General features: G+C 72.9%; 16 protein-coding genes and 2 riboswitches. Of the genes, 6 read left to right on the top strand and 10 right to left on the bottom strand.

Annotated elements, in window-relative coordinates; genetic code table 11:
- Positions 1 to 94: 94 nt before the first annotated feature.
- Together AC3IF3_RS25145 and AC3IF3_RS25140 are read right to left on the bottom strand one after the other, a co-directional pair.
- Positions 95 to 652 (bottom strand): hypothetical protein, encoded by a 558-nt coding sequence (locus AC3IF3_RS25145; protein WP_489231366.1) that lies wholly within the window; start codon positions 650 to 652, stop codon positions 95 to 97.
- A gap of 215 nt (positions 653 to 867) precedes the next feature.
- Positions 868 to 1,956: a replication protein RepA gene (locus tag AC3IF3_RS25140; protein WP_243968818.1), complete on the bottom strand. Its 1,089-nt coding sequence runs from the start codon at positions 1,954 to 1,956 to the stop codon at positions 868 to 870.
- Between the two features lie 734 nt (positions 1,957 to 2,690).
- Here AC3IF3_RS25140 and AC3IF3_RS25135 point away from each other — a divergent pair.
- Together AC3IF3_RS25135 and AC3IF3_RS25130 are read left to right on the top strand one after the other, a co-directional pair.
- The gene (locus tag AC3IF3_RS25135; RefSeq protein WP_489230709.1) at positions 2,691 to 3,530 is read left to right on the top strand and encodes a TrmH family RNA methyltransferase; all 840 of its coding nucleotides are present in this window, start codon (positions 2,691 to 2,693) and stop codon (positions 3,528 to 3,530) included.
- 158 nt (positions 3,531 to 3,688) lie between these two features.
- Positions 3,689 to 3,943: a hypothetical protein gene (locus tag AC3IF3_RS25130; RefSeq protein ID WP_489230708.1), complete on the top strand. Its 255-nt coding sequence runs from the start codon at positions 3,689 to 3,691 to the stop codon at positions 3,941 to 3,943.
- Positions 3,944 to 3,991: 48 nt separating this feature from the next.
- Here the strand turns inward: AC3IF3_RS25130 and cobF are convergent, their stop codons facing one another.
- From cobF to AC3IF3_RS25105, 5 genes are all read right to left on the bottom strand, one after another.
- Entirely contained in the window at positions 3,992 to 4,780 is a 789-nt protein-coding gene (cobF, locus tag AC3IF3_RS25125) for a precorrin-6A synthase (deacetylating) (protein WP_489230707.1), read from the bottom strand.
- Between the two features lie 59 nt (positions 4,781 to 4,839).
- Positions 4,840 to 5,796, bottom strand: a complete 957-nt coding sequence (locus AC3IF3_RS25120) for an ornithine cyclodeaminase family protein (RefSeq protein ID WP_489230706.1) — start codon at positions 5,794 to 5,796, stop codon at positions 4,840 to 4,842.
- Between the two features lie 144 nt (positions 5,797 to 5,940).
- Positions 5,941 to 7,062, bottom strand: a complete 1,122-nt coding sequence (locus AC3IF3_RS25115; protein WP_489230705.1) for a DSD1 family PLP-dependent enzyme — start codon at positions 7,060 to 7,062, stop codon at positions 5,941 to 5,943.
- 34 nt (positions 7,063 to 7,096) lie between these two features.
- Positions 7,097 to 8,236: a threonine synthase gene (locus AC3IF3_RS25110; protein ID WP_489218721.1), complete on the bottom strand. Its 1,140-nt coding sequence runs from the start codon at positions 8,234 to 8,236 to the stop codon at positions 7,097 to 7,099.
- Between the two features lie 163 nt (positions 8,237 to 8,399).
- Positions 8,400 to 9,674, bottom strand: coding sequence for a D-amino acid dehydrogenase (locus AC3IF3_RS25105; protein ID WP_489218720.1), 1,275 nt, complete (start codon positions 9,672 to 9,674; stop codon positions 8,400 to 8,402).
- 70 nt (positions 9,675 to 9,744) lie between these two features.
- Positions 9,745 to 9,853: riboswitch (glycine riboswitch) on the bottom strand.
- A gap of 3 nt (positions 9,854 to 9,856) precedes the next feature.
- Positions 9,857 to 9,959, bottom strand: a riboswitch (glycine riboswitch).
- A 155-nt stretch (positions 9,960 to 10,114) separates the two neighbouring features.
- Here AC3IF3_RS25105 and AC3IF3_RS25100 point away from each other — a divergent pair.
- The 3 genes from AC3IF3_RS25100 (at position 10,115) to AC3IF3_RS25090 (ending at position 11,606) form a co-directional block, all read left to right on the top strand.
- Entirely contained in the window at positions 10,115 to 10,450 is a 336-nt protein-coding gene (locus AC3IF3_RS25100) for a hypothetical protein (protein WP_489230703.1), read from the top strand.
- A gap of 203 nt (positions 10,451 to 10,653) precedes the next feature.
- Positions 10,654 to 10,899 (top strand): hypothetical protein, encoded by a 246-nt coding sequence (locus AC3IF3_RS25095; RefSeq protein WP_243968801.1) that lies wholly within the window; start codon positions 10,654 to 10,656, stop codon positions 10,897 to 10,899.
- 101 nt (positions 10,900 to 11,000) lie between these two features.
- Entirely contained in the window at positions 11,001 to 11,606 is a 606-nt protein-coding gene (locus tag AC3IF3_RS25090; protein WP_489230701.1) for a glutathione S-transferase, read from the top strand.
- 81 nt (positions 11,607 to 11,687) lie between these two features.
- Here the strand turns inward: AC3IF3_RS25090 and AC3IF3_RS25085 are convergent, their stop codons facing one another.
- Positions 11,688 to 12,155, bottom strand: a complete 468-nt coding sequence (locus tag AC3IF3_RS25085; protein ID WP_313900856.1) for a DoxX family membrane protein — start codon at positions 12,153 to 12,155, stop codon at positions 11,688 to 11,690.
- Positions 12,156 to 12,372: 217 nt separating this feature from the next.
- Positions 12,373 to 14,424: a methyl-accepting chemotaxis protein gene (locus AC3IF3_RS25080; RefSeq protein WP_243968795.1), complete on the bottom strand. Its 2,052-nt coding sequence runs from the start codon at positions 14,422 to 14,424 to the stop codon at positions 12,373 to 12,375.
- A 446-nt stretch (positions 14,425 to 14,870) separates the two neighbouring features.
- Between AC3IF3_RS25080 and AC3IF3_RS25075 the strand changes: the two genes are divergently transcribed.
- A complete protein-coding gene (locus tag AC3IF3_RS25075; protein ID WP_489231365.1) occupies positions 14,871 to 15,299 on the top strand; it encodes a cupin domain-containing protein in 429 nt (142 codons plus the stop codon).
- A 3-nt stretch (positions 15,300 to 15,302) separates the two neighbouring features.
- Here the strand turns inward: AC3IF3_RS25075 and AC3IF3_RS25070 are convergent, their stop codons facing one another.
- Entirely contained in the window at positions 15,303 to 16,478 is a 1,176-nt protein-coding gene (locus AC3IF3_RS25070) for an MFS transporter (protein ID WP_489230700.1), read from the bottom strand.
- Between the last annotated feature and the right edge of the window lie 349 nt (positions 16,479 to 16,827).

Genomic DNA, 16,827 nt, shown 5'->3' with positions numbered 1-16,827 from the left:
TACGATCCGGCTCGCCCGCCGCGCGACCCCAATATGGGGGACCCGGCCCCGCGGCCGGCGATCCGTCACGCGTTCGTGACCCGTCCGCGCAGGGTCACGCGGGCGTCGAATCCGGGGTTGCCAGCGCATAGGTGGCCTCGCCGACGCGGCGCAAAGGTCCGCCCGGGCCGGACCGCTTCCACAGGCGGGTGTTGAGGGCCGCCACGGGATCCCGGCCCGGCAGGGTGAAGCCCTGGCCCAGGAGGCGTTCCAGGATCTCGGCTGCGTGCAGCGGCCGGCCCGCCTGCGCGATCGCCGTGCAGGCGGCCTGGACCAGGGCCCGCCCGTAGCGCCGGGCACCGGCCGCATCCTCCGTGAAGGCCACGGCCGGCGGGACCGCCCCGCGCGTCTCCGCGGTCCCGGAGGATCCGCCGCCGGACGCGCGCCCCGCGATTGGCGGTGCGGGGAGCGGGACCGCGTCCGGCTCGGGCGCCGGACCGTCGGCGGGGCCGGCACCCGGTTCGGGCGTCCGGTCGCGGGTCGCGGCCCCTGCCCCCAGGCGGCGGCCGAGGTCGCGGTACAGGATGAGGTCCGCGATGTCCCGATCGAGCGCCTCGCGCTGCCGGCGCAAGGCTTCGAGCCGCATCGCGATCTCGGCGTCGGACAATCCCATCGGCCATTCCCTCTCGTCGGAGGGAACATACACGCTTTCCCTCCCTAGGGAACAGAGGTCGCTATCTTCCGTGCGAGCCCTCCAAAATATTCCTACCAGGCCGGCCGGTCAGATAGAATATTCCATCGTGCTTGTCCGGTGCCCGGCCGGCTCACGGATCGAGCGCGGTCTGCCGCGCGTGTCAGGGATCGCCGCCCGCCGGCCGGGCCGGTCGCTCAGCGCCGCGCCCGTATTCCCTTGGCCGCCGGCCGGGGCGGAACCAGCAGCGCGCTCGGATCGGCCGGGTGCAGGGTCAGGCCGCCGTCGTCCAGCATCATCGGCAGGCGGGGGAAAACCTCGCGCAGATGGGCGAGATCCGCCTTGAACGCCTGCCGGAAGCTGCGGATCGAGGCGTTCTCGGCGCCGAACTGCGCGTGGAGGTTGGACCAGGTCAGCCGCAGCGGCCGCTGCAGGGACCGCAGCCGGTAGCCGGTCCAGAACAGGAGGTCGAGCTTGCGCGCCGAGCCCGAGAAGGCGCGGGCGGCCCGGACGTCGACCGGCAGGGCGTGCCGGATCAGGGTCTCGTAGAATTCCGGATCGAAGCGCACGGTGCGCCCCGCGGTGTCGTCGCCCTCGCCGGCGCGGGGGCGCCACAGTTCCAGGCTGCGGAACGGCGGGACGTTGAGGGTGGTGGCGCTGTCGCGCCCGTCCCAGAGGCCGATCTGCATGGAGCAGGCGGCCAGGCGGTTCAGCTGCTCCTTGAACTGGCGGATGGTGCCGCGCTCGCCGCCCGTGACCGCGAAGCCCATCTCGCGCATGAAGCCCGACAGGGTCTCGGCGACCTTCACGGTGGGGCTGCGCTGGCGTACCGCCTCGGTGCAGAGGTGGAGCAGCACCAGCCGGGCCTTCGGCCCGTAGGGCAGCCCCTGGGGCGTGAAGGCGCCGGTCTCGGGGTCCTTGATCCGTCCGGCGATCAGGCTGAGCGAGTTGCGCCCGTAGGTCCGCGAGAACTCGCGGACCGGCCCGGGGTCGCGGTAGGGCAGGCCGCACAGGGCCAGCACCGAGTGGATGTGCTGGAGGCTCGACGGCAGCGCCGGCTCGCTCTCGATCACGAGCCGCACGGCGTCGCGGCGGCGCTGGTCGCGCGAGAGGGCGGCGCGGCGGAGTTCCGCCTCCCCCAGGAGGGCGGCCTGTGCGTCGCGCTCGCGCTGGCGATGCAGGACGTGCTCGACGATCTGCGCGAACAGGAAGCCGCCGCGCGCCGCCTCGACCTCGGCCCGCAGGTCCGGATCGTGGATGTCGGCGATCTTCTCCTCGATGCCCATCGCCCCTCGGCCCGAATCGCACGGACGCGCGCCTTCCCGGCAGACGGGAGGGCGGCCCGATCCTGCCATGCCACGATTCGGCCGCCGAAGTCCGGGGGCGGTCCGGCTTGTCCCGATAATCCCCGCTTCCCGCCCCGTTTCCCCGGGCCGCGGACAGCCGAGTGCGCAGACTTGCATACGGCCCGGATCGGTCGCCGCATCCGGCGCAGAGTTCGATACGGCCGGGGGTGCGCATTCCGTCCCCGCTATCCACCGCGCCCGGCTCGAATCCGCGCCGAATCGGATACGCCGCCGCGCAGACTCCGATACGCCGCCGTGCCGCACCGGCGCAGACTCCGATACGTCCGGGCGCAGAGTTCGATGCGCGACCGCGCAGAGTCGGATACGAGAAACAGGCTCAATGCCCTGGCGCAGCTCACGAATTTCGAACCCCATATAGCTTGCTGAACTGACTCTCTGAGAGATTCTTACAGATAATCTTCCTAGTGCGTCGGAGCTCGTTCGTTCTGACGAACGCACCTCTGGACGGGCACGTCTGCACATGGTTTCAAGGGAATATGCCGGTCTTGTCCACATTCCGGATCCGCCCGGGACCACGGCACGACCGCATCCCCGCTCCCGACCCGGTCGCCGACGGGCGCCTTGACGCGGAGCGCGCCGCCCGGTTTCTCGGGAGCGCCCGAGAGGGCCTTCAGAAAGGCCGAGCCGATGCCCCCCTCCCCGATCGCGTTCCGATGACGGACCGCCGCACCGACGGCCGTGCCCCCGAAGGCCGGCCGCCCCGCCCCCGTCCGTCCGGACCCCGGGGGCCGGGCACCCGGCCCGGGAACCGGTCCTTCACGAAGGGACCGCGGCGGGACCTCGACGACGACGGACCTGCGGTGCTCTACGGCTGGCATCCCGTGGTCCAGGCGCTCGGCAACACGGCCCGCGGCCTGCATCGGCTGCTCGCCACCGAGAACGCGGCCGCGCGGCTGGAGGCGGAGTTCGGCGGCGCCCTGCGGATCACCCCGGAACTGGTCCGCCCGAGCGAGATCGGCCGGCTGCTCGGCCCGGACGCGGTCCACCAGGGCCTCTATCTCGAGGCGGAGCCCCTGCCCGCCCCCGGGCTCGACGACCTGCCGGCCGACGCCCTGCTGCTGGCCCTCGACCAGATCACCGACCCGCACAATGTCGGGGCCATCGTGCGCACCGCCGCGGCCTTCGGGGTGTCGGGGATCCTCACCACCGCGCGCCACGCGCCGGGCGCCACCGGGGTCCTGGCGAAATCCGCCTCCGGCGGGCTGGAGCACGTGCCGTTCGTGACCGTCCGGAACCTCGCCGAGGCGCTGATCGCCCTGGGCGAGCGGGGGTTCACGCGGGTCGGGCTCGATTCCGACGCGCCGGAGAGCCTCGACGCGCTGACGGTGGCCCGGCCGCTGGTGATCGTGCTGGGCGCCGAGGGCAAGGGCCTGCGCGAGCGCACCCGGGGCTGCTGCGACGTCCTGGCCCGGATCCCGTTCTCGGGGGCGATCCGCAGCCTCAACGTCTCGAACGCCGCCGCCATCACCCTCTACGCCCTGGGCCGGGCCTGAAACGTCGCGGAGCGGCGCGACGGGGTTCCGGGGCGTTGCGCCGGACACGTTCGGAAACACCAAACCGGCCGCGGACGCCGCTGTCCCGCCTAGGCAAACTCCTCAACCTTCCGTAGAACGGGTGGCGAGGGGGGCGTAGGCTCAGAGGCACGCGCCGGATGCTGGACGATGCGTTTACCTACGGGGGCTGGGCCTTCAGCCTCGTCGCCGTCGGCGTGTGGATCTGGCTCGCGCGCCGGGCCTTCCCGAACTTCGACTCCTTCGTGAGGGGGTTCGACGACGAATTGCAGCTGGGCGCCAGTTCCGAGGAACGTGCGCGCAACGCGCGCTGGCATCAGGTCCGGCAGGCCGCAATGGCCCTGACGGCGGTGGCGGCCCTGTGCCTGTCGATCGGCTTCGCGATCCCCGACTGACCAGGGGCTGACCAGGGGCGCCGCGTCGTGCGTCGTCTCCGGTTCCGATCAGCGGGCCGCGTCCCCGCTGTCCGCGGCGGCGCGGTCACGGCGCAGCAGGTAGATATCCATGATCCAGCCGTGCCGGATGCGGGCCTCCGCCCGGATCCGGCGGATCTCGTCGCCCACGCTGCCCAGCCGGCCGGCGATCAGGATCTCGTCCGGGCCGCCGAGATAGGCGCCCCAGTGGATCGCCAGGTCCGGATCGAGATGGGCGAAACTCGGATCGCCGTCGAGCATCACCACGACGCTGTCGGCGCCGTCGGGCCAGCCGGCCGCGAGGCGCCGGCCGGTGGTGATCAGCACCGCGCCGCCGATGCCGTTCAGCGGCACCCCGTGGCGGGCGGCGAGCACCTGCACGCTGGACAGGCCGGGGATCACCGTGCGGGCGAAGGCCACGCGTCCGTGGGCGGCGATCCGGTCGAGGATCCGCAGGATGCTGTCGTAGAGGGCCGGGTCCCCCCAGACCAGGATCGCCCCGATCTGCCCGGCCCCGAGCTCCGCCGCGAAGGCCGCCTCCAGCCGCGCGGCCCGGGCCGCGTGCCAGGCCTCGACGGTGCTCCCGTAATCGGCCGGCCGGCGCTCCCGGGGCGGGTCCTCCACGGTGACGACCCGATGGGCTTTCCGGATATGGGCCGCGCAGATCCGTTTGCGGATCGCCACGAGGTCGGCGGTCTCGGCGCGCTTGTCGAGCACGAACACGACGTCGATGTCGGAGAGCGCCCGCACCGCCTGGAGGGTCAGGTGCTCGGGATCGCCGGTGCCGATCCCGATGACCCGGATCTGCCTGTCCTGCATGCGCAATCCCGGTTTCAAAGGGGCCCCGACCGTTTGCGGGTGCGGGGCTTGCGCCCCGATCACCCGCCGGAGGGGTCATGCCCTCTGGACGCCCATTTGGCCAGGATCGCCCGGGCGATGGTCAGGTCCTGCAGGGCGATGCCGGAGGAGTCGAACACCGTGATCGCCTCCGGATCGGTCCGGCCCCCCTCCCCGGCCCGGAGCACGTCGCCGATCGCCCGCAGGGCCGCCAGGGCGCGCGCGGAGGCGTGCTGGAACTCGCCGAGGGTGCGCGCCTGCTCCGGCAGGTCGCAGAACAGCTGCGCCCGCTCCAGCAGGGCGGGGGGCAGCTCCTGCTTGCCCGTCGCGTCCGCCCCCATGGCGGCGACATGCGTGCCGGGGCGGACCCACGCGTCCTCGAACAGCGGGGCGCGCGCCGGCGTCGCCGTGACGATCACGTCGGCGGCCGCGCAGGCCTCCCGGGCGGCGGCGGCCCGCACCGCGATCCCGGATCCCCCCTGCCCCGCCAAGCGCTCGGCGAAGCCCGCGACCTTGGCCGTGTCCCGGGCCACGACCAGGACCTGGCGGATCGGCAGCACCCGGGCGAGCGCCGCGCACTCGAACGCCGCCTGGTTTCCGGCCCCGAACACGGCGAGCACCGTGGAATCCGGACGGGCGAGGACGCTGGCCGCCACCGCGTCGGCGGCGGCGGTGCGGTAGGCGTTGACCCGGCCCGCCTCGATCACCGTGTCGATGCGGCCGACCGCCTGGTCGAACAGCAGGATCACCGAATTGTGCCGGGGCAGGCCCCGGTCCGGGTTGCCGGGCCAGAACGAGCCGACCTTCAGGCCCGCGTAACCGGCGGTCGAGCCCGACTTGATCGAGAACCGGTTGGCCGGCTCCGAGCCGTGCCCGAGCACCGCCGGGAACAGGGTGGTGCCCGGCGCCACCGCGGCGACCAGCGCCTCCCGGGCCGCCTCGAACGCCATGGCGTGATCGACCAGCGCCGCCGATTCGTCCTCCGAGATGAAGCGCATGACGTGAAGACCTCCAAAGTTAAGGTTTCAAAAGGTCGAGACCTTTTGCGGGTGCAGGGCAGAGCCCTGCCGCCGGGCTTCGCCCGGTATCGGGGCGCCGCCCCGATACCCCGCCAAAGGGCCGAAGGCCCTTTGGAAACCCATCTACAACGTCATGCCGCGGGCGGTGACCGGCCAGATCGCCTCGACCCGGCCGTTCCGCACGCCCACGTACCAGTCGTAGACGTTGACCGTCGGGTCGCAATGGCCGGGGATCAGCTTCAGGCGCTCGTTGAGCTTGAGGACGTTGCCGGGATCGCTGAGCACCCCGTGCTCGTCCGAGCACTTGATGTATTCGACGTCGTCCCGGCCGAAGACCTTCGGCAGGCCGCTGTCGATGCTCTGCGCCTTCAGGCCGGCATCGCAGATCGCGACATCCGCCTTCGCCTTGCTCATGATCGCCGTGTAGATGAACAGGCTGTTCTCGAAATCCGCGATCGGCCGGCCCTCGGCGTCCTTCACCCGCTGGTAATCCGCGTCCATGAAGACGTAGGAGCCGCATTGCAGCTCGTTGTAGACGCCGCTGCCGCCCTCCAGGGCGAAGCTGCCGGTCCCGGCCCCCGCCACGATGGCGCAGGCGAGACCCTCCGCCGTCAGCAGGTCGACGGTGCGCTTCGTGTCGTCGATCGCCGCCTGGATCAGGGCCCTGCGCTCGGCGTAGTCGCGCACGTGCTGGGCCTTGCCCTGATAGGCCTGCAGGCCCGCGAAGGTCAGCCCCGGCGCCGCCGCGATCTTCTTGGCGATCGCCAAAGCGGGCGCGCCCGGGGCGACCCCGCAGCGGCCGGCGCCGACATCGATCTCCACGAGGCATTCGAGGGTGACGCCGTACGTCACGGCCGCCGCCGAGAGGGCGTCGACATTGCCGGAATCGTCGACGCAGACCAGCACCCGCGCCCGCTTGGCCAGGGCCGCCAAGCGCTCGATCTTCCTCGGCGCGGTCACTTGGTTGGAGACCAGCACGTCGCGGATGCCGGCGCTCACCAGAGCCTCGGCCTCGCTGACCTTCTGGCAGCAGATGCCGCAGGCGCCGCCCCGCTCGATCTGCATCACCGCGATGTCGGAGGATTTATGGGTCTTGGCGTGGGCCCGGTGGCGCAGGCCGTGCTCCGTCATGAAGCGGCCGAGCGTGTCGATGTTGCGCTCGAGGGCGTCGAGATCGACCAGCAGGCAGGGGGTGTCGACCTCCTCGACCGGCATTCCGACGCTGGCGGGGATGTTGTTGCGCATGGTGTTTCCTCCGGATCTGTATTGGCGGGTCCCGTCAGGGGGCGAGGCCCAGAAGCTCGGCGATGCGCGGCGTCGCCTTGATGCCGGTGCCGGTCAGCACCACCACGGTGGTCTCCCCGGGCCGGATCGCACCGCCGGCGGTGAGGTCGGTGAGCGCCGCCGCGGCCATCGCGCAGGTCGGCTCGACGTAGAGGCCCGAGCGGGCGAGCGCCATCAGGGCCGCCTCGATCGCGGCCTCGGAGACCGCCACGGTGCCGCCGCCGGACCGGCGCAGGGCCGCCAGCACCGCCCGGCCCCGGACGGGCTGGGCGATCGATGCGCCCTCGGCCAGCGTCGGGCGCGGGGTGACGGGCACGTAATCCGCGGCGCCGGCCGTGAACCCCGCGTGCAGGGGCGCGCAATGGGCGGGCTGAACCGCGTAGAGGCGGGGCAGGCGGGTGATCGCGCCCCGGCGCAGCAGCTCCGAGAAGCCGATGTCGCAGCCGAGCACGTTGCTGCCCGCGCCGCAGGGGATGATGACATTGTCGGGCGCGGAGAAACCCAGATCCTCCCAGAGCTCGTAGGCGAGGGTCTTGGTGCCCTGGAGGAAATGGGCCTGCCAATTGTGGCTGGCGTAGAAGATCGTGTCGGACTGCCGGATCGCGGCGTCGGCGGTGTCCTGGCGGGTGCCGGGGACCAGCTCGACCTCGGCGCCGACGGCGCGCATCTGCACGGTCTTGGCCGGGGAGGTCGAGGCCGGGACCAGGATCCTGGCCCGCATCCCGGCGGCGGCCGCGTAGGTCGCCACCGCGGCGCCGCCATTGCCCGAGGAATCCTCCAGCACCGCGTCGATCCCCTGCTGGCGCAGGATCGACAGCATCACGGACGCGCCGCGATCCTTGAAGCTGCCCGAGGGGGCGAACCATTCGAGCTTGAAATGGGCGTGGCCGCCCCGCCAGGGCCGGCGCACCAGCGGCGTGCAGCCCTCCCCGAGCGTGACCGGGTCGGCCACCGCCACCGGCAGCGCGGCGGCGTAGCGCCAGAGGGACCGCACCCCCGTGTCGATCGCGTCCCGGCCGATCCCCGGTAGGTCGGTGATCATCAGCGGGCCGCCCGAATCCGCCCGCCAGCGGGGCGTCTCGATCGGGTAGGTCTCCCGGGTGACGGGATCGAGATAGGCGGGGGGCGCGGGCATCGCGGCTCGGGTTCCGGGGCGTCTCGATGATAGAATACAAAATAATCTGGGGAAACGCGCCGTCCGTCCCCCCGAAAGGACGGCGCGTTTCATCCCGGTCCGGCCCCGTATGGCCGGCCCCGGACCGGGATCGTTTTCGCCGGTCGCCGCGCCGGCGCGGTGGTCAGGCCGCGAGCGGCAGGCTGGTCCCCTCCGGGGCGTGCGCGGCGGCGAGCGCCCCGGCGACGATCTCGGCGGTGGCGCCGGACAGCGTCCAGCCGAGATGGCCGTGCCCGGTGTTGTAGAAGACCCCCGGCAGGCGGCCCCGGCCGACCTTGGGCAGCATGTTCGGCAGCATCGGGCGCAGGCCGCTCCAGGCCACCACCCGGTCGGTGTCGACCAGCGGGAACTGCTCCCGGGTCCAATCAACCAGCGGCTGGATCCGGTCGTGGCGGATGTCGCGGTTGAAGCCGTTGAACTCGGCCGTGCCGGCGACCCGCAGGCGCGCGTCGCCGAGGCGGCTGGTGACGATCTTGGCCGCCTCGTCGAGGATGCTCACCTCGGGGGCCGCCCGCTGCGCCTCCGGCGTCATCAGGTTCACGGTGATCGAGTAGCCCTTCACCGGATAGACGTTGACCCGGTCCCCGAGCATCGCGGCGAAGTGCCGGCTGGCGCAGCCCGCGCAGATCACCACGGCGTCGACGTGCAGGACCTGCTGGGCGCCGGCCGGATGGTCGGCCTGCTGGCCCGCCTGCCGCCAGCCGACGGCGTAGCCCCCCTCCCCCGGCGCGATCGTCTCGACGGTGGCATCCTGGATGAAGCGGACACCCTTGCGGGCGCAGGCGGCGGCGAGGCCGCGGGTGAACTTGTGGATGTCGCCGGTGGCGTCCGAGGGCGTGAAGAAGCCGCCGTGATAGGTCCCGGCGAGGGTCGGCTCGAGGGTGCGGATCTCCTCGGGGGTCACGGCGTGGCGCTCGAGCCCGCCCTCCCGCAACAGGGCGTTGACGGCATGCGCCTTCTCGAAGCTCGCCCGGTCCCGGTAGAAATGCAGGATGCCGCGGGTCTTCAGGTCGAAATCGATGCCCTCCGCCTCCGCCATGGCGAACAGGGCCGCCCGCGCCTTCAGCGCCAGCCGCACGGTCTCGACGGTGTTCTCCCGGTAATGGGCGATCTCCCGCATGAACTCCGCCATCCAGGACAGCTTGTGCCAGGAGGGGGTGGGGTTCATCAGCAGCGGCGCGTCGCGGCGCAGCATCCACTGGACGCCGTGGAGCACGGTGGAGAGCTTGTTCCAGACCTCGGCGTTGCAGGCCGAGAGCTGGCCGCCATTGGCGAAGGAGGTCTCCATGGCGGCGTAGCGCTGCCGGTCGAGGACGGTGACGCGGTAGCCGCGCTGGGTGAGCGCGTAGGCGGTCGTCACGCCGGTGATGCCGGCGCCGATCACGGCGATATGGGTCATGGGTCGGGAACTCCGGAACGTCTGGACGCGGGAAGGCCGCCCTCACGCGGTCGGCCGGTTTTCGCGCCCCATCTGTCCCGATGCCTGAGAGCTTGATCCGCGCGGCCCTGGCAAGGCTCCACGCGAACGTCCCCTTCGGCGGGTGCCCACGGGCTTCCCCGCTGCACCGCTCTCCAGATCGCCCTGACGACACGGTTCCGGTGCCTGAGAGTTTCCGGGGCGGTTGCTCCGTCGGCGCCGGGTCCCCCTCTGTGGGGCGATCCCGGTCTCTCCCGCATCGTCGCGATGGGCTGATCCCTCGATACGCCGATTCGGCCGCGCGGGAGAAGCCCGGTTTCCCCGCATCCTGCCCGTTCGGCGGACAGCGGGTGCGTGCTGTCACCGGCCGGGAGCGATCCCGGCCGCCGGCCGTTGACGGAGGATCCCTCAGGAGACGCCCGATGCTCACCAGGACCGCGATCTACGAGGGCACGGTGCGCGACGGCCAGGACGAGGCGTTCTTCCGCCGGGTGCGGGCGGAGCTGGAGCCGTTCTGGCGGCGCTTCCCGGGTGTGATCGCGGTGCGGGTCCAGCGTCTCGTCTCCAAGGATCCCGACGCGCGGCCGATCGCCATGATCCTGGAGATGGATTTTTTGGACCAAGCGGCGCTCGACGCCTGCCTGGCCTCCTCGATCCGCCCGGAATCCCACGCCGCCACCGAGGCGGTGATGCAGATGTTCGACGGCCGGTTCTACCACCTCGTCAGCGAAGGCCGGACCCTGCCGCCGGCCGATTAGCGCATCGTTCCGGACATCCGGACATCCAGGCCCGGACCGGCCGCTATCCGTGGCGATGTGTTACCGATCATAAACCTATCAATACGAAAATACCGGTCGAAGTGACAAATCTCTGCGAGATCCAAACGCCTGGCAATTGATTTTAAGTCCCTCGGCACAGGATCCCTAAAGACGAAATCCCACCGGTCTCAGGCGGCGGCGCGATGGCGAAGTGGATACCGGGCGCGGCCATCTTCGGCCTGCTGTGCCTGATGGTCATCCCGGCTCCCGGGATCTGGGGCGTTCTGATCGGCGCTGCCTGCGTGCTGGCGATCGTCGGCAGCCTGTGCATGCTGCTCCTGGACCGGACCGCGACCGCCATCCTCGCGTGGCGCAGCCGGGCCCGGCAGACGCGCGGGAACCGGGCCCGGGCGGTGCGGGCCGGCTTCGGGATGACCCGGAAGGTCTGACGGTCCGGCGGGGACTGGATTCGCCGTCCCATCGGTGCGAGGTCCCGGCGGCGGCGCGCCCAGGGTGCCGCGACGGCGCCACGACCAACCGGGACGGTCCGATGAAGCTCTTCTACTCCCCCGCCTCCCCCTATGCCCGCAAGGTGCTGGTCCTCGCCCACGAGACCGGGCTGATCGACCGGATCGAAGTCACGGCCGCCACGGCGTCCCCGACCGGCTCCGCCGCGGAGGTCGCCGCCCACAACCCGCTCGGCAAGATCCCCGCGCTGGTTCTGGAGGACGGGACCGCCCTCTACGACAGCCGGGTGATCTGCGAGTACCTCGACGGCCTCTCGGCCGGTCCGCGCCTGTTCCCCGAGGGTGCGGCGCGCTGGGACGCCCTGGTCCGGCAGGCGCTCGCCGACGGCCTGCTCGATGCGGCGCTGCTGACCCGCTACGAGCGGGTGCTGCGCCCGGAGGCGCAGCGCTGGGAGTCCTGGGAGGCCGGCCAGACCGGCAAGATCGCGGCGGCGCTCGACCGGTTCGAGGCCCTGGTCGCCGGCATGCCGACCCTCGACATCGGCACGGTCGCGATGGCCTGCGCGCTCGGCTACCTCGACCTGCGCTTCCCCGACCTCGCCTGGCGCGCGGGGCGCCCGGCCACCGCCGCCTGGTACGCGGCGTTCGAGGGCCGGCCCTCGATGACCGCGACGATCCCGAAGGGGTGAGGCGCCGGCACAGGACTCCGCAGGGCCTGCGCCCTGCACCCGCAGGAGGTCCCCCGGATCGCTCGAAGCCAGGATCGGCCCCTACGGCCGGTCCTGGACCGCGTAGGGGTGGGACGAGGCGAGCGGGTCGGCGAAGAAGTCCTGGACCGTCCCGGCGCCGGTGCCGAAGGTGATGAGCAGGAAGCCGCCCGCCAGCGCCACGTTCTTCAGGAAATCCCAGAACAGCCCCCGGCCCGTGCCGCCGGACCAGAAGTCGCCCGGCACCCAGAACTGCTTCCAGAGCAGCGCCGTGACCCCGCAATAGCCGGCCAGCACGAAGGCGGCGGCCCGGTCGGCGGTGCCGGTCAGGATGCCCAGCGACATCCCGATCTCGACGCAGAGCCCGGCCAGGATCAGCGCCGTGGCGGGCGCGGTGGCGTGCACCGCCTCGCGCGCCTGCCCGACCGCCCCCCTGAAGTTCAGGATCTTGTCGAGGGCGCTGAACGGCAGGAACAGCAGCACGAGGAGCAGGCGAACGCCGAATGCGATCGCGACGCTGAGGCTGGCCATGGGCGTGACACGCTTCCCGATCTGGCCCTGCGGCCCGTTGCTCATCTAGCGTGCGTTCCGCCGAAGGGGATGCCGGTTCGGCGCAAGAAAGCACGTTCCGACACGGAGCCGGAGCCGTTCCCCGTCGCAACGCGGCCGGGGGCGGCTCTGCGCAGCGTCCCGAAAGGTGGCCCCCCGCGATGATCCGCGCGCGCCACCGAAGCGGGCACCGGCCCGGTCAGGCCGCCCGCACCCGGGTCAGGAAGCCGCCCACGGCCTCGCGCAGGGCGCCCGCCTGCCGGGAGAGGTCGCCCGCCGCCTGCAGCACCTGGGCCGAGCCCTGGCTCGCGGTGTTCGCCGCCGTGCCGACCCCCGCCATGTGGCCCGAGACTTCGCGGGTGTCCTGCGAGGTCTGCGCGGTGGTCCGGGCGATCTCGGCGGTGGCCGCGCCCTGCTGCTCCACCATGGCGGCGATCTCGGCGCCGATCCGGGCGAGGGTGCGGATCACCTCGGTGATGCCGCCGATGGACCGGACCGAGGCCTCCGTGGAGTCGGTGATCTCCGCGACCTTGGCGGTGATCTCCCCGGTGGCCCTGCCGGTCTGCTCGGCGAGGTGCTTCACCTCGGCGGCGACCACCGCGAAGCCGCGGCCGGCCTCCCCGGCGCGGGCCGCCTCGATGGTGGCGTTGAGCGCCAGCAGGTTGGTCTGCCCGGCGATCTGCGAGATCATCGCGACGATCTCCCCGATGCTGCCGGCCGCCGCGGCGAGGCGCCGGACCTCCCCGGCCATGCCGTCCGCGTCCCGGGTCGCGGAGGCCGCGAGATCGGCCGAGGCCCCGACCTGCACGCCGATCTCCCGCACCGAGGCGGTGAGTTCCTCGGTGGCCGCCGCGACCGTATCGGCGGAGTGCGCGGCCGAATCCGCCGTCCCGGCCACCGCCCGGCTGAGGTCGGTGGTGTCCTGGGCGGCCCGGGCCATGCCGTGCGCGGAGGCCTCCAGCTGGGCGGCGGCGGCCGAGACCCCCTCGACGATGCCGCCGACCTGGCGCTCGAAGCTGTCGGCGAGGCCGAGCGCGGCCTGGCGCCGGGCGGCGTCGGTCTCGGAGGCGCGCCGCTCCTGCGCGGCCCGGGCCGCGCGGCGCTCGGCGACGCTGTCGCGGAACGTCAGAGCGGCCGCGGCGATCGCCCGGACCTCCTGGGGGCCGCCCGTGGGGATGTCCAGATCGGCGTCCATCCCCTCCTCCCGGCCGATCGCCGCCAGCACCCGGGCCATCCGGGCGAGCGGCCGGGCGATGGCCGTGCCGAGCCAGACCGCGAGGCCGGCCGAGAGGGCGAACAGGGCGAGGCCCCCGGCGGCCCAGAGGGTCAGCATCCGGTCGGCCCCGGCGCGCACGGCGCCGGCGGCGGCCACCAGATCGGCGGTCAGCCGGTCCTCCACGCCCTTCAGGGCATCGATGCGCTGCGTGGCGAGGCGGAACCAGGCGGGGGCGTCGCGGAAGGCGAGGGCCGCGCCCGGCATCGTCTCCTGGGCGGCCTGGCGCAGGCGCGCGACCTCCCGGGCCGGCTCCGTCGCCTCGGCGGCGTCGAGCAGGGCCGCCTGCCCGGCCCCGGCCCCGGCCCGGAACAGGCCCGCATAGGTCGCCTGCTCGGCCGAGAGGGTGACGAGCCGGCGGGCGGCCGCGAGGTCGAGGCTTCCGGACGCGAAGGCCGCCGAGGCGGCCGCCCGCTCCTGGCCGGCGGCCTCCTTCAGGGCCAGGAAGGCCGCGTAGGCGTTCGCCCGGGCGGCGAGGCCGGCCTCGTCGATCACCCCGCCCATCTCGCGCACGAGCCCCAGCCCCTCGCCGATCAGGCCGGTATAGAACGCCGCCGCCTGGGGCACGCCCGGCGTCAGGGCGTCCACCGCCCGGCGCTGCGCCGGGAGCCCGGCGAGCACCCGCGTGAAACCCGACCCGCGCGCCGCGAAGGCCGGGCCGAAGCCCGTCGCCGCCGCCATGGCCTCGGGCAGGCCGGCGAGCGCCGCATCGGTGCGCCCGCGCTGGGCCGCGAGTTCGGGCCCGAACTGCGCCCCCTTCGCGCCCAGGAACAGGCTGGAGGCTCCGCGCTCGCGCTGGGCCTCGTGCACGAAGGCGCTGATCCGGGAGGCGAGGCCGACGAGGGTCTCCACCCGGTCCATCTCGGCGCGCCGCGCCCACTGGTCCGACACCGCCAGGCCCGCCGCCGCCGCGAAGGCCAGGGTCGGAGCGAGCGCCACCACCAGGATGCGGGCGCGGAGGGAGGAGAGGACGGGCATTGCGGCGGTCTCGGGTCTTGGCGGCTTCAGAACCCCCGATGTCGCCGCATTTGGTAAAGGTCCGGTTTACCAAGGCGATCGGCGATCTCTGTAGGTCTACATTCGGGCGGCGTTCTGATCAGCATCAGTGACTTCGACAGACGGATAGATAAAGATGTTTGCATTGAATATAGCTGTGCTGAAGGTGAGAAAAGCTTGTCGGCGGTGTATTAAACCACTGGTTGTGATGTGGCGTAGATTTTCCGCGTGGCCAGACCGTCCGCCGCCATCTCGCGCAGCGGCGTCGTGATCCTGTTCGACCGGGCGCGCACGCCGGGTTGACCCGGGCCGCCTGCGCGCCATCCTGGGTGAGCATCACGGGCGGATCGACGCCGCGCCCCTCCAGCGCCCCCGGACGCGCCAAGGGCGCGATCGTGTCCCGGGCTTTGTGGCGTGAGGGGAACGCGATGGCCGAGGCGGATCCGGGGACCGGCATCTTCGACCTGGCGGCGCTGGCGGCGGCTTTGCCGGACAGCGCGGCGACGCTCCTGGTCGACACCTACCTGACCGACCGGGCGGCGGCGAGCGCCCGGGTGTTCCGGATCTACCGGCCGACCCCGCCGCATTACCATGCCACCTGCGACGAGTACCTCTACTGTCTCTCGGGCCGGGGCCGGGTCTGGCTGGGCGACCCGGCCGCCGTGACGGCGTTCGGCCCCGGCCAGCTGCTGTTCTTCGAAAAGGGCACGATCCACGCGATGCCGGAGCTCGAACCCGGGGAGCCGGTGGTGTTCCTGTCGATCGACACCCCCCGGCGGGCGCCCACCGACATCGTCTTCGTGAACCCGGAGGACGGCAGCCCCGCGACCTTCATGGCGCGCAACGCCGGGGCTTGAGCCTCAGACCCGCAGGGACCGCCCGGCCGCCGCCACGCCGAGGAGCAGGGCGGCCACGATCAGCAGGGCCGCGGGCAGGCCGAGCGCCTGCGCCACGAAGCCGATCACGGCCGGGCCCGCCAGCACCCCGGCATAGCCGAGCGTCGTCACCGCCGGCACCGCCACGCGCGCGGGCATCGCGGTCTGGCGGCCGGCCGCCGTGAACAGGACCGGGACGATGTTGGCGCAGCCCGCCCCGACCAGGGCGTAGCCGGCGAGCGCCGCCTCCCAGGCCGGGACCAGGACCGAGAGCGCGAGGCCGGCCGCCGCCAGGAGCCCGCCGAGCACGACCACCCGCCGCCGGCCGAGCCGGGCCACGATCCGGTCGCCCGCGAGCCGCCCGGCCGTCATGGTCACCGAGAAGGCCGCGTAGCCGAGCGCCGCCCAGGCGGGGTCGAGCCCGCGCTGCTGGATCAGGAACAGGGCGCTCCAGTCGAGGGCCGAGCCCTCGGTGAGGAACACCACGAAGCAGAGCAGGCCGAGCACCAGCACCGGGCCGCGGGGCAGCGCGAAGGCGGGTCCGCCGCCGCCTGCTCCGTCCGCCGGCAGGATGCCGGGCCAGGAGGCCGCGAACAGGGAAGCGAGGCCGGCGACCAGGAGCAGCACGCTCCGATCCGCGCCGATCCCGGCAGCCAGCAGGCCGCTGGCGATGAGCGCCCCCAGGATGCAGCCGAGGCTGTAGAGGCCGTGGAAGCCCGACATCATCGGCCGGCCTCCGGCGCGCTCCACCGCCACCGCCTGCAGGTTCATGACGCAATCCACCGTCCCCATCCCGGCCCCGAACAGCAGCAGCGCCCCGGTGAGCGGCACGAGCCCCGAGGCCGTGGCCAGCACCGGCAGGGCGAGGCCCAGGGCCAGCGTCCCGGCGAGCAGGACCGGCCGGAAGCCGAGCCGCGAAGCCGCCGCCCCGGCGCTCGGCATCGCCAGGATCGAGCCGATGCCGAAGGTGAGGAGCAGCAGGCCGAGCCCCGCCGCGTCGAGGCCGGCGCGGGCCTTCACCAGCGGCACCAGGGGCGCCCAGGTGGCATTGGCGATGCCGACGATCAGGAACAGCAGCCGGGTGGACAGGCGCTGCCGGCCGGCGGCCCGGTCCTCGGCTCCGCCGCGGGCGGCCGGGGCGGTCAGGTCGAGCGTCGGCATCGGCACCTGCGGTCGGGAGGGGCTGGGGGTGGAACGGAAAAGCGCGCGCCGAAATCAGTCCGACGCGACGTGGGGCCTTGGCTGCTGCTGCGCAACATGGCGGATGGGTTGGGCCATACCGCTTTGGCTCCGCTCTCCGTCATCACGCGCGCAGCGAAGTGACCCCGGGCAGCGCGACACCGGGGAGCGTAGCGCCGACTGGATTGCTTCGCTTCGCTCGCAACGACGGTTGCCTTTCACCGCGTGGTTGCCGACGTACGCGTTTCGTTCTAGCAAGGGCGGCATATGACGGGCCTGCGTCCCGCCGGCCCCCACCTTGCCGTCGGCCCCCTCGGGCTCGACATGTGTC

It is taken from the genome of Methylobacterium sp. J-118 (assembly GCF_057836565.1).
Note: the sequence above shows the minus strand (reverse complement) of the source record. Positions and strands in the feature narration are given on the sequence as shown.